This is a genomic window from Owariibacterium komagatae, assembly GCF_045865535.1.
GTDB classification, from domain to species: domain Bacteria; phylum Bacillota; class Clostridia; order Oscillospirales; family Ruminococcaceae; genus Ruthenibacterium; species Ruthenibacterium komagatae.
Map to the genome: position 1 here is coordinate 3,161,254 of NZ_AP031406.1, position 13,410 is coordinate 3,174,663.

Consider the following 13,410-nt stretch of genomic DNA (forward strand, 5'->3'; position numbering starts at 1 on the left):
GAAAGCATGAGCATTCAGATTTTGCTGACCAATACAGAGCAGGGCCTGATTTACAGCCTGGTGGCGCTGGGCCTGTACATTTCTTATCGCACGCTGGATATTGCGGATCTGACCACGGACGGTTCCTTCACCCTGGGCATTGCGTGCAGCGCCATTCTTACGTCGCTGGGGCATCCGGTGCTGGGGCTTGCAGCGGCTCTGATTGCCGGGGCGCTGGCGGGTGGTGTGACGGCGGTCCTGCAGACAAAGCTGGGCGTGCAGCCCATTTTGGCCGGCATTATCACCATGACCGGGCTGTACTCCATCAACCTGATGATTATGGGAAAATCCAACTTGACGCTTTTGCGGGTGGATACGCTGTTCCGTTGGGCGGACGGCCTGATGCCCTACGGCACACTGGTGCTGGCGCTGGTGTTTGCTGTTGTGTGCGCAGTGCTGCTGGTGCTGTTTTTGCGCACACAGCTGGGCTTGTCGCTGCGGGCAACCGGAGACAACCGTGACATGGTGGCCGCGTCGTCCATCAATCCGGCGTTTACCACCACAGTGGGACTTTGCATTGCCAATGCGCTGATTGCGGTTTCCGGCGGCCTGCTGGCGCAGCAGCAGGGCTATGGCGATCTGACGCTGGGCACCGGCATGGTGGTCATCGGTCTGGCCAGTCTGGTGATCGGCGAAGTGCTTGTAGGGCGTGGCGGCATTGTGCGCGGCGTGGTTGGTGCGCTGATCGGCTCCATCATCTATCGCGTACTCACCGGAATCGCGCTTACCTCCAATCTGGGAGCCAGCAATTTGAAGCTGGTTTCCGCCGTCATTGTGGCGGCGGCCATCTCGTGGCCTGCGGTCCGGGATAAAATCCTGTTCTACAAAAAGCGCAAGGAGGCGGACAAAGAATGCTGACCCTTACCAACGTTTCGAAAACCTTCAACCCGGGAACGGTCAATGAAAAAAAGGCGCTGGAGAATTTGTCTTTGCACCTTGAGCCGGGAGATTTTGTGACCATCATCGGCGGAAACGGCGCGGGAAAGTCCACGCTGTTCAATGCCATTGCAGGCAGCTTTTTCGTGGACCGGGGCCGTATCCTGCTGGATGGCGACGACATGACATTTCGCCCCGAGTATAAGCGTTCCCGCTATGTTGGACGCCTGTTTCAGGACCCGCTGAAAGGTACGGCGCCGCATATGACCATTGAGGAAAATATGGCGCTGGCTTATCTGCGGACGGCGAAGGCATCCAGCGCATTTTCCACAATTACAAAGAAAGACCGGGACTACTTTGCCCAGCGCCTGGCCGCGCTGGGGCTGGGCCTGGAGGGCCGCTTGAAACAGCCGGTGGGGCTGTTGTCGGGCGGTCAGCGGCAGGCGCTGACATTGCTGATGGCAACTCTGGTCACGCCGAAGCTGCTGCTGTTGGACGAACATACCGCCGCACTGGACCCCGGCACAGCGGAGAAAGTGCTGGAGCTGACCCGGAAGATTGTTTCGGAAAACAAAATCACCTGCCTGATGATCACGCACAATATTTCTTCGGCGCTGGAACTGGGAAACCGGACCATCATGATGGATGGCGGAAAAATCGTGCTGGATATCTCCGGCGAGGAACGGGCACACACCACCGTGGATGGCTTGCTGGAAAAATTCCGCACAAAAACAAACAAGGTGCTGGACAACGACCGCATCCTGCTCAGCGAATAAAAAAGAACGAGCGCGGGACTCAGCCCGTGCTCGTTCTTTTTATTTTTCGGTAAAGATAAATACTGCTGACCACGTCGGCACAGAACACAAATTGAAGCAGGCTGTGTATCAGGCAGTCCGAACGGAGAAGAACTCCACTTTGATAGCTTTTTCGAATGCTGAAAACACCCGGAATGCCGGTCATCAGAATGGCGATTCCATCAAAGAAAGCCAGTGCAATGGTGAAACCGATGGTAAAAATAGTCAGGGAAAACAGGGCTGCCAGCACAAAAATGATACAGTAGGCGGGGATCTGTGCCAGCTTAAGAATCATGGCGAAGCGTGCAAAACGGAGACAGTCCAGCGTTCGTGCGCCCCGAATACCCACTAAGAAGGCACAGGCAAATCCGATCAGCGCCCAGGCAAGCAGAGCCAGAATGCAAAGGAATCCGTTGTTTTGAAAGACAGATTCCATCAGTGTGCCGGAGAACAGACAATACAACATTCCCAGAACAGAATAGGGAAACAGAATGACCGGGATGCAAAGCCATTTCATAAAAATTCACCCCAAAACAAAAAGCCGGCGAAAATTTCGCCGGCTTTTGAAACGCTTACTTTTTGCGGGCAACCAGACGCAGAATGTACAGGAACATGTTGATGAAGTCCAGATACAGCTGCAGCGCACACAGAATGGCGCCTTTGTGGGCCATATCCGGGTCGGTCAGCGTAGCTGCATGGTAACGTTTGATCATCTGCGTGTCATAAGCGGTATACCCCATAAAGACGGCCAGGCCGATGAAGCAGACCACTTTGTCATACATGGCCATGGGAAGGAAGATGGAAACCACCCAGTACAGCGCCAGGAAGAGAAGACCCGCGAACAGGAAGGAACGCAGACCGGTCAGATCCCGTTTGGTGAAGTAGCCGTAAGCGGCCAGCACGCCGAAATACAGCGCAGTCAAACCGAATACGTATACCATGGTGGCAACATCGTATACCAGGAACAAAGTGGAGAAGGTCAGGCCATTGAGAATGGCGTATACGAAGAACAGAGCGGTTGCGCCGCCGGCGCTCAGCTTGTGCAGCCGTGCACCCAGCACAATGACGGTAATGACTTCAGCAATGGCCAGGATGAAGGGCAAATAAGGCATGCTGACACACAAAAGCCAGGTGATGCCGGTCAGATATCCCGCATAAGCCGTGACAAAGGTAGCCAGAAGACCCAAGCCCATCCAGCCAAAGGTCTTGGTGGTGTAGGAACTCAGCGATTCTGCTGCACCGCCGTTCATCCACTCCATACCGGGCTCGTTGAACATGGAATTGTTTCCGTCCATCAAAAAACCTCTTTTCTGCATTAATTTTAAAAGGGGATAGAAATTTAACTACAGTATAGCATCGTTATCGGTTGTTTTCAAGGAAAATCGCGCGCAGGTCGGCCAGAATGTCCGAGGGGAGCATTCCCTGCATGGAAAGACGCCGGGCGCACCGGTCTGCAGCAAGCCCGTGCAGATAAACGCCGCACACAGCCGCCTGCCAGGGCTCCAGCCCCTGCGCGGCCAGCCCGGCAATGATGCCCGCCAGAATATCGCCGCTTCCGCCGCGCGCCAGCCCGGCGTTGCCGGTGCCGTTTTCATACAATTCTCCCCAAGGAGTCGCCACCAGTGTGCGGTGCCCTTTCAGAACGGTGACGGCGCCGCTCTCCCGCGCAAAACTCAACGCAGTGGCGCCCCGGTCTGCCTCGATTTCGCGGACGGAACGTCCCGTGAGCCGGGCCATTTCACCGGGGTGCGGCGTAACGATCAGCCGGCCGGACAGGCCCATCAAAAACAGTTTGTCATCTGCCAGACTGCACAAGCCGCCTGCATCCAGCACCACGGTTCCCGATGATGCGCCCAGCGCAGTTTTCATTTCCTGTGCAGTGGCGGGGGTGGCTTCCTTCCCGCAGCCCGCCACGCACACCGTGGATTTGGAGGCAGCAAGCGACAGGCCGTCCTCATCGGGGAGCGGCAAATAAACAGGTTCCATCACGCGCTGCGCCACAGCGGAAATCACAGACTCTTCGGCGGCCAGTGTTACCAGACCGGCTCCGGCGCGCAGCGCGCCGCACACGCACAAAGCGGCTGCGCCGCGGTATTTTGAACAGCCGCACAAAGCCAGCACTTTTCCATAGCTGCCCTTGTGACTTTCCGGCGCACGCCGCGGCAGATTGCGAAATACCAAGTCATTTGTAATTTTTGTGGCCATTGTGGTACGCTCCTTTACAGGATTTATGATATACTGGTTTCAGTATATCACGAAAGGAGCAGTTCGCCAATGGACAGCGCATTGAAAAAATGGGTGAACGACAGCGACAATCTGGTGTTTTTTGGCGGTGCGGGCGTATCCTGCGAGAGCGGCATTCCCGATTTTCGCAGTACGGACGGGCTTTACAATCAAACCTGGCGCTGGCCGCCGGAGGAGATTCTGTCGCATCATTTCTTTTGGGAGAATACCGAGGAGTTTTATCGGTTTTACCGGGCTAAGATGCTCTATCCGGACGCGCAGCCCAATGCGGCGCACAAAGCACTGGCCAGTTTGGAAGCGCAGGGCAAACTGCGCGCGGTGATCACACAGAATATCGATGGTCTGCATCAGGCGGCAGGAAGCCGGAATGTGCTGGAATTACACGGCAGCGTGCACCGCAATCATTGTACAGAATGCGGCAAGCCGTTTGGTCTGGACGCAATCCTGTCCTGCGACGGCGTGCCGCGCTGCAGCTGCGGCGGTGTGATCAAACCGGATGTGGTTCTGTATGAAGAAGCGCTGGATCAGCAGGTGCTTTCCAGGTCCATGCGGGCCATTGCACAGGCGGATGTGCTGATCGTGGGCGGAACCTCCCTCAATGTATATCCGGCAGCCGGACTTTTGCGGTATTTTGGCGGTCGGGCGCTGATCGTCATCAACAAAACACCCACGCCCGCAGATAAAGGTGCCACTCTGGTGTTGCAGGGGGAGATCGGGAAAATTTTGGGCGAGGCCTAAACATTTTAATCGTGGTCTTAAAGTGAATTGTCAAACTAAGTGCAACAGGAATTGAGTTCAAAGTCCCATAATTCCCGGGCAGAATGGAAGTTAAGAACTTTGCGAGGCCTGGCGTTCAACAACGCCAGGTTTCGTTTTAATGTGGCGGGAGCAACGCGGGAAAGATTTCTGCCCTTGGGATAAAACTCCCGGAGCAGACCGTTCAGATTCTCGTTTGTGCCTTTCTGCCAGGCACAATACGGGTCGGCAAAATAGACCTCGCAATGCAATCGTTCTTCAATACGGCGCCAGTTGGCAAACTCTGTGCCCCGGTCGCAGGTAATGGTTTTGACTAGCTGCGGTGGAAAGACGGACAGGGCAGCGACAACGGCGTTTTCCATGGTCTCAGCTCTCCGGTCCGGCATCTTCACGGCAATGTAAAACCGGGTCTTTCGCTCCGCCAGGGTGGCAAAGCAGGCTTTGCTTTTGCCCTGGCCACTCACTACGGTGTCCGCTTCCCAGTGTCCGGCTTCCTGGCGGCTGTACACCGATTTGTCCCGCTTGCGGATGGATTTTCCCTTGCTGTACTTTCCCCGCGTTTCCTTGACTCCATGGCTCTTTCCCTTGCGGCGCAGTACCTTCAGATTGCCATTTACCAGGTATTTCTCATAGATCCACCGGTAGATGGTACTCCAGCTGGGCATCTTTCGTTCACAAGGGGTACAGGCGATCTGCTCCGGCGACCACGTCGCACGCAGCTTTTCCTCTATGTAGTCGATCACTTCTTGGGAATGGAACATCCCGCGGTGGCAGTAGGAGCGCCGCAGCAGGTACTTCTTCTGCGCCGTGTGGGGGTAGTAGGTCGGAATGTCATACATATGGGTGCAGTTTCGCCGTATCTCCCGCGACACCGTGCTCACGTTTCTCCCAATCAGCCGGGCAATCTCCCGGTAACTCAGACCATCCACATAATATTTCCGTATACAACTGCGCTCTTCTATGGTAAGATGATGGTAGTTCATACAGTTCCCTCCGGTGGTTTGGTGGTGTGGTAACTTCATTCTACCACAGGGGGCTGTATGAACTCCTTTTTATTTCCCTAAAGTGTTGCACTTGATAGTATAATTCACCCTTAAAACAAAAAACCGGAAGGCTTCTGCCTTCCGGTTTTTGTTTTGGAATGCGAATCTTATTGGCCGCAGGCGGATTTGAACTCGGTCCAGACCTGCATATGCGCCTCTTCCGCCTCCGCAGAAACGGGCTGGATCATCTCGATGTCGTTACTGCTCAAAAAGTCTTCGGGCAGCACCAGCAGCTCCTTGGTGGCGTCGTCGAACAATTCCTCGGCCGCCTGGTTGGTGCAGTAGTAACCCATATATTCAAAGCACTGTTTGCTCACTTCCGGGTCCAGCAGATAGTTGATGAACTGGTAGGCTGCGTCCTTGTTGGGGGCGTTCACCGGCACAAACTGAGCCATCAGACCAAAGCCGAGTCCCTCGGAAGGATAAGCAATCTCCAGATCGCTGCGGTTGATTTTGGCCAGATACGTCTGGCTGGTGTACATAACCGCGGCGGCCACCTCGCCCGAGATCAGAAGATCCTGCGTGTTGGCATCCTGGATGGCGCGGATATTGGGTGCCAGTTCCAGAAGCTTTTCGCCGGCGGATTGAATCACAGCGGGGTCCTCTACGTTGTAGCTTTCGCCCATCAGCTTCAGCGCCATGCCGTCAATGACGCGATAGTTGCCGATGATGGCCAGGTTGTCAGCCAGAGATGCGTCCCACAGATCCTCATAGCTGGTGATCTCTTTCCCGACCAGTGCGGGATCATACACAATGGTCATCACGCCTGCGCCATGGGGAACGGTGTATTTGTCCTCAGGGTCAAAGAACTGCCCCTGGTAGACGGGGTTCACGTTGCTCAGGTTGGGGATCTGGTCTTTGTCCAGCTCGCTGACAAGACCCTCGTCAATGGCGGTCTTGATAATGTAGTCATCCGCGATAACCACATCGTAGTCGCCGCCTTTGGAAGTTTCCAGTCGAGAGAGCATAGTCTCGTCCGTGTCGAAGGTGGAGTAGTTCACCTTGATCCCGGTTTCCTGTGTGAAGTCGTCCAGCACTTCCTGGGGGAACATCTCGCCAAAAGCGAACAGGTTCAGCTCGCCGGCCGCTGCGGTGGCGGAGCCGGACCCGGATGCGGCGCTGCTGCAGCCGGCCAGCAGAGAAAGGCACAGGGCGCCGGTCAAAGCCAATGCAAAAACTTTTTTCATAACAAACCTCCAAAAAACAAATTTATCGATGTCTGGAACGGCGCGGCCGTCCCAGCACCGCTGAAAGAGCGACCAGGAAAATCGTGGCGGCCAGCATCAGAGTGCACAGCGCGTTGATCTCCGGGGTCACGCCCACTTTCAACTGAGAATAAATCAGAATGGGCAGCGTGTTCACGTTGACGCCCGTCACCAAAATGCTGATGATTACATCGTCAAAGCTCATGGCGAAACTCAGCAACATGCCGGATGCAATGGCTGGCGCCAGCAGGGGAAGGGTCACGTCAAAAAAAGCACGCACATCGCTGGCGCCCAGATCGCGGGCAGCTTCCACCAAGCCCGGGTCCATCCCGACCAGACGGGCTTTCACCAGCATGTAAACATATGGAATGCAGAAAACAGTATGGGACAGAATCAATGTGGTCATGCCGAAGGGCAGGCCCAGCAGGGAGAAAAAGGCCATGAACACCATGCCCAGAATGATTTCGGGAATCATAATGGGCAGCATGGACAGATATTCCACCGGGCGCTTGCTGCGGGAGCGGATGCGGGTAAAGCCCACTGCGCCCAAAGTGCCGATGACCGCTGCATTCAAGCTGGCGCAGATGCCCAAAAAGATGCTGTTGCCCAGTGCCTCAAAAATCGCTTTGTCCTGAAAAAGCATCTGGTACCATTTCAGGGAAAAGCCGCTCCAAACGCTGGTGAGTTTGTTTTCGTTGAACGAATAGAGAACGACCAGCACGATGGGCAGATAAAAGATGACAGTGACAATGCCAAGGAACAGGTTCGGCAGAAACGTACGATTTTTCACAGCAGTCCCTCCAGTTCCTCAGAATGGGTCACCCGTTTGTACAGTGCGATCATCAGGGTGGTCATGATCATCAGCGCCACACTTAAAGCAGCGGCGAAGGGCCAGTTGTGCGCCTTCATCAGCTGGTCCTGAATCAGACTGCCCACCAGCACCACTTTGTTGCCGCCCAGAATGTCTGCGATAAAGAACAGACCCATGGAGGGGATGAAGGTAAGGATCACGCCGGACAAAAGGCCGGGCAGGGTCAGCTTCAGCGTTACTGTGCGGAAAGCCTGCCAGGGAGAGGCGCCCAGATCGCGGGCGGCTTCCACCAAACTCCAGTCCAGCTTTTCTGCGCTGGAATACACGGCAAAGATCATAAACTGCAGCAGGGCATACACCATGCCCACCACAACAGCCGGATAGGTGTACAGCAGTTTCAGCGGGCTTTGTGTCAGCCCCAGTCCCATCAGCAGTTTATCCAGCGTGCCGTTGGCGCGGAAAATGATGATCCAGCCATACATGCGGATCAGCGAAGAAGTCCAGAAAGGGATCATCAACAGGAGCATCATGCGCTTTTTCCACACGGGCGACAGTTTGGCCATGAAATAGCCGAAGGGATACCCAATGGCCACAATGAACAGCGTGCTGGTGATGGCCAGTTTGAAGGACTCGGCAAAGGTCTGCAGATAGACCGGATGAAAAATGTTTTTGTAGTTGTCCAGCGTGAACTCGTTCACGACGCCCCACACTTCTGCGCGTGTCTGAAAGCTGAGCACCACCATATAGATCATGGGCCCAAGCACAAAGAGCAGGGTGAACACATACAGAGGCACCACCGTCAGCCATAATTTTGAGCGCTTCTTCATACGGCTGCCTCCACGTCTACCGGTACCGCGTGGGCGGGGTCCCAGGTCACACGCACCTGATCGCCGGGTTCCACCGCAATGTCAATGCCATGGCGGCTGGCCACCAGTTCCGTGCCGTCCTGAAGCGCCAGCGCGATGCGCAGCATGCCACCGGCGAAACTCTTTTCCCGCACGGTTGCGGGCAGGCCGCAGGCACCGGGGTCTGTTGTGAACTCCACCTGTTCGCTGCGCACTGCCAGCGAAAGCGGCTGTCCCGGGCGGAATGTGTGCCCGGCGTCCGCTGCGCCCGCACAGCCGCCGGCGCAGGTCATTCGCACCACGCCGTCCTTCTGCTCGGCCACGCAGCCGGTCAGCACATTGGCTGTACCCACAAAGCGGGCCACATAGCTGGTGCGGGGATGGTCGTAGACCTCGGCCGGTGTGCCGATCTGTTCAAACCGGCCGTCCCGCATCACGGCGATGCGGTCGGACATATTCAGCGCTTCCTCCTGGTCGTGGGTGATGTAAATAAAGGTCAGACCCAGCTGCTTTTGCAGCGCCTTCAGTTCCAGCTGCATCTGGCGGCGCAGCTGCAGGTCCAGTGCACCCAGCGGTTCGTCCAGCAAAAGTACGCTGGGTTTGTTGACCAGCGCCCGGGCGATAGCCACACGCTGGCGCTGGCCGCCGGAAAGTTCAGACGGCAGGCGCTTTTCGTACCCTGTCAGCTGCACCAGTTCCAAGGCCTGTGATACTTCGCGGCGAATGACTTCTTTGTCCGCCCGTTTCAGTTTTAAGCTGTATCCGATGTTGGCTGCCACTGTCATGTGAGGGAACAGGGCGTAATTTTGAAATACGGTGTTTACATCCCGCTTGTTGGGCTCCGCGCCTGTGACGTCGGCCCCGGCGAGAAGCACTTTGCCGCTGTCGGGTGTTTCCAGCCCTGCAATGATGCGCAGTGTGGTGGTTTTACCGCACCCGGAAGACCCCAGAAGCGTTACAAATTCGCCCTTCTGTACTTCCAGGTCAATGCCCCGCAGCACCTGTGTGTTGCCGAAATGTTTGGTGATGTTCTGCAATGCAAGAATTGTTTCGCTCATAGATATCCTCTCTGTGCCCGATGGGTGGATCTGTTCCGAATATTCTTTATAAGTATAGCAAAAATTTAAAAGAAGAGCACGCCCTTTCCTGCTGAAAAATGGGGGCGCTGAGGCTTGCTTTTTGTGTAACAATACAAATATAGTGAAGTTTGCGCCCGATCGTGCAAAGACTCTGGGTGAAAAAGACTGTTTTTTGAGGGGTATTTGTGATAAGATAAAAGAACAACAAGCGCAAATCAAAACGGGCGAGCACTCGCCGAGAGGAGAATGCTGTGTGGAGAATCTGTTGATTTTGGGCGCGGGCGGTTATGGCCGCACCGTTGCGGAGACGGCGTCTTTTTCCTTTGACCACATTGCTTTTCTGGACGACAGTCAGACAGGAGAGGATATTCTGGGCATCTGCGGACAGTACGAGTCGTTTCTGAGCAGATTTCCTTACGCATATCCCGCGTTCGGAAACAATGAATTGCGTGCATCCTGGCTGAAACGGCTGACGTTGGCAGGCTTTTTTGTGCCGGCCATGGTCCATCCGCGGGCGTATGTCAGCCCGTCTGCCGTGCTGGAACCGGGTGCGGTGGTGCTTCCCATGGGATGTGTGGGAACGCGCACAGTGGTGCGGACCGGCGCAATCATCAACATGGGCGCTGTGGCGGATCACGATTGTGATATCGGTGCTTACTGCCATCTGGCGCCGGGCGCGGTGGTCAAGGCAGGCAATGTTCTGCCGCCCCGCACAAAAGTGGATTCCGGCTGTGTGATTGGGCGCGCAGCGGAGCCAAAACAAGGAGGACCTGTTCATGTCTAAGCTTTTGATTCTCGGCGCGGGTGGTCTGGGCCGCATGGTTGGCGAAGTAGCTGCCGCGCAGGGATGTTGGGATCAGATCGCTTTTTTGGATGATGCGGTGCACAGTTCTGCGGTGGTCGGGCGCTGTACGGACTATCTTTCGCTGACGGGCGAATATTCGCAGGCAGTGGCGGCGTTCGGCGACAACCGTCTGCGCCTTTCCTGGACGGAAAAGCTGCTGGAAGCCGGATACAGCGTTCCCTGCGTGATCCATCCTTCCGCCATTGTCAGCCCCTCGGCTGTTCTGGGAGAGGGCTGTCTGGTTCTGCACGGGGCCATTGTCAATACCAATGCGGTGCTGGGCAAGGCCTGCCTTGTGAACAGCGGCGCCTTGGTGGATCATGACAACCGGCTGGAGGACGGCGTGCATATCAACCTTCATTCCACCATCAAGGCCTGGTGCCACATGGAGACGTGCAGCCGTACAGAAGCCGGCGAGACCGTCTATTCTACCCGGCGCAGCATCTTGGGTGTGGAAGACCGCAACCTGGAGGACGCCCTGTTTGCCTTTAAGCTGGGCGAGGTGGCAAGTTACGTGAAGCCGTTCGGGTCCGGACACATCAACGATACGTATGCGGTGTACCTGGGAGACGGAGCGGGCACGCTGAGTTATGTGATTCAGCGCATCAACACAGAGGTGTTCAAAAAACCGCAGGAAGTGATGGAGAATATTTTCGGCGTCACCGAATATCTGCGCGCCCGCATTCTGGCCCGCGGCGGCGACGCGGACCGGGAGACCCTCAACTATATCAAGACGAAAACAGGCGCGCCTTATTTTGAGGATGCGGACGGCGGCCCGTGGCGCTGCTATAACTACATTCCGGACTCCGTATGCATCGAGAGTGTGCGCACACCCAAGGATTTTTACAACTCCGGAAAGAGCTTTGGGGCATTTTTGCGGGAGCTGGAGAATTATCCGGCCGAGACACTGCACGAAACCATTGAAAAGTTCCACGATACGCGCAAGCGCCTGCGGGATTTTGAAACCGCGCTGGAGCGGGATGTGTGGGACCGGGCGCGCACCTGCAAACCGGAGACGGCCTTTGTGCAGGCCCATGCCCGGGACTGCGCGGTCTTGATGGACCTGCTGGAGCAGGGACGCCTTCCCCTGCGGGTGACGCACAACGATACAAAATTGAATAACATTCTGTTTGATAAGGACACCGGAGAAGGACTTTGCGTCATCGATCTGGATACCATCATGCCGGGTCTTGCGCTGAATGATTACGGAGATTCCATCCGCTTCGGTGCCTCCACCGCGCGGGAGGATGAACCGGACCTGGAAAAAGTTCATTTTGATTTGGAACTGTTCGAGGCGTATACCAAAGGATATCTGGAGACGGCCGGCAGTGCGCTGACCGACATGGAAAAGGAATATCTGCCCTGGGGCGCGAAGATGATGACGCTGGAGTGCGGCATTCGTTTCCTGACCGATTATCTTCAGGGTGACACTTATTTCAAGGTCACGCATTCCACACACAATCTGGAGCGGGCCCGCACGCAGTTCAAACTTGTTTCTGAAATGGAAGCTCATTGGGAAGAGATGGGCGCCATTGTGAAAAAATACAGCATGACAGAGGGGAAAGAAAACCATGCACATTGAAACGCAATGCCTGCACGAGGGCTATAAACCGGGCAACGGCGATCCGAAAGCGCTGCCCATCTATCAAAGCACCACATACACCTATGATTCCACCGATCATATCGGACAGCTGTTCGATTTGACGGCGGACGGCCACATGTATTCCCGCATTTCCAACCCCACCGTGGCCGCGGTTGAGGAAAAAATTGCCGCCATGGAGGGCGGTGTGGGCGCGTTGTGCACCACATCCGGTCAGGCGGCCAATCTGCTGGCTGTCCTGAATATCTGCACGGCGGGTGACCACTTTGTAACCACGTCTACCATTTACGGCGGCACAGTGAATCTGTTTGCGGTCACGCTGAAAAAATTTGGCATTGACTGCACTTTTGTGGACGCGGACGCTCCGGTGGAGGAGCTTCAGAAAGCGTTCCGCCCGAACACCAAGCTGGTATTCGGTGAGACCATTGCCAACCCGGCCATCAGTGTGTTTGATATTGAAAAGTTTGCCAAGCTGGCCCACGCCAATGGTGTGCCTTTGATTGTGGACAACACCTTTGCTACGCCGGTTCTGTGCCGCCCCTTTGAATGGGGTGCGGACATTGTGACCCACTCCACTACCAAATACATGGACGGCCATGCCGTGCAGGTGGGCGGAGTCATTGTGGACTCCGGCCGGTTTGACTGGGAGAACGGAAAGTTTGAGGAATTGTGCCAGCCGGACGAAAGCTATCATGGCATCACCTATACCAAACAGTTTGGCAAAGCGGCCTATATCACCAAGGCGCGTGTGCAGTTGATGCGCGACTTTGGAATGTATCCTTCCGCACAGGCGGCATTCCTGACCAATCTGGGCCTGGAGACGCTGGCGGTTCGGATGGAACGCCATTGCCGCAACGCGGAAAAAGTGGCGCAGTTCCTGGCAGAGCAGCCGCAGGTGGAGTTTGTCAATTATCCCATCCTGGAAGGCGACAAATACCATGCGGCGGCGCAGAAATATCTGCCGAATGGCTGCTCGGGCGTGATTTCTTTCTCACTGAAAGGCGGCCGGGAAGTGGCGGTGAAGTGGATGGACAGCCTGCAGCTGGCCAACAACGTGGTGCATGTGGCAGACATCTGCACCTGCGTTCTGCATCCGGCATCCGCAACGCACCGTCAGCTGACGGACAGCCAGCTGGTGGCGGCGGGCATCACTCCGGGCCTGATTCGTCTGTCCGTGGGATGCGAGCATGTGGATGACATTCTTGATGATCTGAAAAAAGGATTTGCGGCCATCGAGGGCCTTTAAAAAGTAAAAAACGGGCGGGCGGCTTTCA

Annotated in this window: 14 protein-coding genes; 6 read left to right on the forward strand and 8 right to left on the reverse strand. The window is 55.8% G+C overall.

What is annotated here, in order from left to right; all coding sequences use genetic code 11:
* Window positions 1-6 precede the first annotated feature (6 nt).
* Window positions 7-897, forward strand: a complete 891-nt coding sequence (locus ACKTS9_RS15910; RefSeq protein WP_349214405.1) for an ABC transporter permease — start codon at window positions 7-9, stop codon at window positions 895-897.
* A complete protein-coding gene (locus ACKTS9_RS15915) occupies window positions 891-1,691 on the forward strand; it encodes an ABC transporter ATP-binding protein (protein ID WP_407881797.1) in 801 nt (266 codons plus the stop codon). The genes ACKTS9_RS15910 and ACKTS9_RS15915 overlap by 7 nt, the downstream gene beginning before the upstream one ends.
* Window positions 1,692-1,710: 19 nt before the next feature.
* Here ACKTS9_RS15915 and ACKTS9_RS15920 read toward each other — a convergent pair whose 3' ends face one another.
* The 3 genes from ACKTS9_RS15920 to ACKTS9_RS15930 form a co-directional block, all read right to left on the reverse strand.
* Window positions 1,711-2,226, reverse strand: a complete 516-nt coding sequence (locus tag ACKTS9_RS15920; RefSeq protein ID WP_407881798.1) for a hypothetical protein — start codon at window positions 2,224-2,226, stop codon at window positions 1,711-1,713.
* Between the two features lie 55 nt (window positions 2,227-2,281).
* Window positions 2,282-3,004 carry a Bax inhibitor-1/YccA family protein gene (locus ACKTS9_RS15925; protein ID WP_349214400.1) on the reverse strand — a complete coding sequence of 241 codons (723 nt, stop codon included), beginning with the start codon at window positions 3,002-3,004 and terminating at the stop codon, window positions 2,282-2,284.
* Window positions 3,005-3,068: 64 nt separating this feature from the next.
* Window positions 3,069-3,914 carry an NAD(P)H-hydrate dehydratase gene (locus ACKTS9_RS15930; protein WP_407881799.1) on the reverse strand — a complete coding sequence of 282 codons (846 nt, stop codon included), beginning with the start codon at window positions 3,912-3,914 and terminating at the stop codon, window positions 3,069-3,071.
* A gap of 69 nt (window positions 3,915-3,983) precedes the next feature.
* Here ACKTS9_RS15930 and ACKTS9_RS15935 point away from each other — a divergent pair, with 69 nt between their 5' ends.
* Window positions 3,984-4,691, forward strand: coding sequence for an NAD-dependent protein deacylase (locus ACKTS9_RS15935; RefSeq protein WP_407881800.1), 708 nt, complete (start codon window positions 3,984-3,986; stop codon window positions 4,689-4,691).
* 35 nt (window positions 4,692-4,726) lie between these two features.
* Here the strand turns inward: ACKTS9_RS15935 and ACKTS9_RS15940 are convergent, their stop codons facing one another.
* From ACKTS9_RS15940 to ACKTS9_RS15960, 5 genes are all read right to left on the reverse strand, one after another.
* Window positions 4,727-5,692, reverse strand: a complete 966-nt coding sequence (locus ACKTS9_RS15940; RefSeq protein WP_407878926.1) for an IS30 family transposase — start codon at window positions 5,690-5,692, stop codon at window positions 4,727-4,729.
* 167 nt (window positions 5,693-5,859) lie between these two features.
* Window positions 5,860-6,939 carry a spermidine/putrescine ABC transporter substrate-binding protein gene (locus ACKTS9_RS15945; RefSeq protein ID WP_349214394.1) on the reverse strand — a complete coding sequence of 360 codons (1,080 nt, stop codon included), beginning with the start codon at window positions 6,937-6,939 and terminating at the stop codon, window positions 5,860-5,862.
* A gap of 22 nt (window positions 6,940-6,961) precedes the next feature.
* Window positions 6,962-7,747: an ABC transporter permease gene (locus tag ACKTS9_RS15950; RefSeq protein ID WP_349214392.1), complete on the reverse strand. Its 786-nt coding sequence runs from the start codon at window positions 7,745-7,747 to the stop codon at window positions 6,962-6,964.
* The gene (locus ACKTS9_RS15955) at window positions 7,744-8,595 is read right to left on the reverse strand and encodes an ABC transporter permease (RefSeq protein ID WP_349214390.1); all 852 of its coding nucleotides are present in this window, start codon (window positions 8,593-8,595) and stop codon (window positions 7,744-7,746) included. The genes ACKTS9_RS15950 and ACKTS9_RS15955 overlap by 4 nt, the downstream gene beginning before the upstream one ends.
* A complete protein-coding gene (locus tag ACKTS9_RS15960; RefSeq protein WP_349214389.1) occupies window positions 8,592-9,671 on the reverse strand; it encodes an ABC transporter ATP-binding protein in 1,080 nt (359 codons plus the stop codon). Before ACKTS9_RS15960 ends, ACKTS9_RS15955 begins: the two co-directional genes overlap by 4 nt.
* 274 nt (window positions 9,672-9,945) lie before the next feature.
* On the opposite strand from ACKTS9_RS15960, the gene ACKTS9_RS15965 reads away from it, so the two are divergent.
* From ACKTS9_RS15965 to ACKTS9_RS15975, 3 genes are read left to right on the forward strand one after another with little or no spacing between them, the layout of a single operon-like run.
* The gene (locus ACKTS9_RS15965) at window positions 9,946-10,476 is read left to right on the forward strand and encodes a hypothetical protein (RefSeq protein ID WP_349214387.1); all 531 of its coding nucleotides are present in this window, start codon (window positions 9,946-9,948) and stop codon (window positions 10,474-10,476) included.
* Window positions 10,469-12,118, forward strand: coding sequence for a phosphotransferase (locus ACKTS9_RS15970; protein WP_349214385.1), 1,650 nt, complete (start codon window positions 10,469-10,471; stop codon window positions 12,116-12,118). The genes ACKTS9_RS15965 and ACKTS9_RS15970 overlap by 8 nt, the downstream gene beginning before the upstream one ends.
* Window positions 12,108-13,382, forward strand: coding sequence for an O-acetylhomoserine aminocarboxypropyltransferase/cysteine synthase family protein (locus ACKTS9_RS15975; protein ID WP_349214383.1), 1,275 nt, complete (start codon window positions 12,108-12,110; stop codon window positions 13,380-13,382). Before ACKTS9_RS15970 ends, ACKTS9_RS15975 begins: the two co-directional genes overlap by 11 nt.
* The last annotated feature ends 28 nt before the right edge of the window (window positions 13,383-13,410 follow it).

Excerpts from the sequence above, each read along its gene's own strand:
- ACKTS9_RS15910 (WP_349214405.1), top strand. The coding sequence starts at position 7 with ATGAGCATTCAGATTTTGCTGACCAATACAGAGCAGGGCCTGATTTAC.
- ACKTS9_RS15915 (WP_407881797.1), top strand. The coding sequence starts at position 891 with ATGCTGACCCTTACCAACGTTTCGAAAACCTTCAACCCGGGAACGGTC.
- ACKTS9_RS15920 (WP_407881798.1), bottom strand. The coding sequence starts at position 2,226 with ATGAAATGGCTTTGCATCCCGGTCATTCTGTTTCCCTATTCTGTTCTG.
- ACKTS9_RS15925 (WP_349214400.1), bottom strand. The coding sequence starts at position 3,004 with ATGGACGGAAACAATTCCATGTTCAACGAGCCCGGTATGGAGTGGATG.
- ACKTS9_RS15930 (WP_407881799.1), bottom strand. The coding sequence starts at position 3,914 with ATGGCCACAAAAATTACAAATGACTTGGTATTTCGCAATCTGCCGCGG.
- ACKTS9_RS15935 (WP_407881800.1), top strand. The coding sequence starts at position 3,984 with ATGGACAGCGCATTGAAAAAATGGGTGAACGACAGCGACAATCTGGTG.
- ACKTS9_RS15940 (WP_407878926.1), bottom strand. The coding sequence starts at position 5,692 with ATGAACTACCATCATCTTACCATAGAAGAGCGCAGTTGTATACGGAAA.
- ACKTS9_RS15945 (WP_349214394.1), bottom strand. The coding sequence starts at position 6,939 with ATGAAAAAAGTTTTTGCATTGGCTTTGACCGGCGCCCTGTGCCTTTCT.
- ACKTS9_RS15955 (WP_349214390.1), bottom strand. The coding sequence starts at position 8,595 with ATGAAGAAGCGCTCAAAATTATGGCTGACGGTGGTGCCTCTGTATGTG.
- ACKTS9_RS15960 (WP_349214389.1), bottom strand. The coding sequence starts at position 9,671 with ATGAGCGAAACAATTCTTGCATTGCAGAACATCACCAAACATTTCGGC.
- ACKTS9_RS15970 (WP_349214385.1), top strand. The coding sequence starts at position 10,469 with ATGTCTAAGCTTTTGATTCTCGGCGCGGGTGGTCTGGGCCGCATGGTT.
- ACKTS9_RS15975 (WP_349214383.1), top strand. The coding sequence starts at position 12,108 with ATGCACATTGAAACGCAATGCCTGCACGAGGGCTATAAACCGGGCAAC.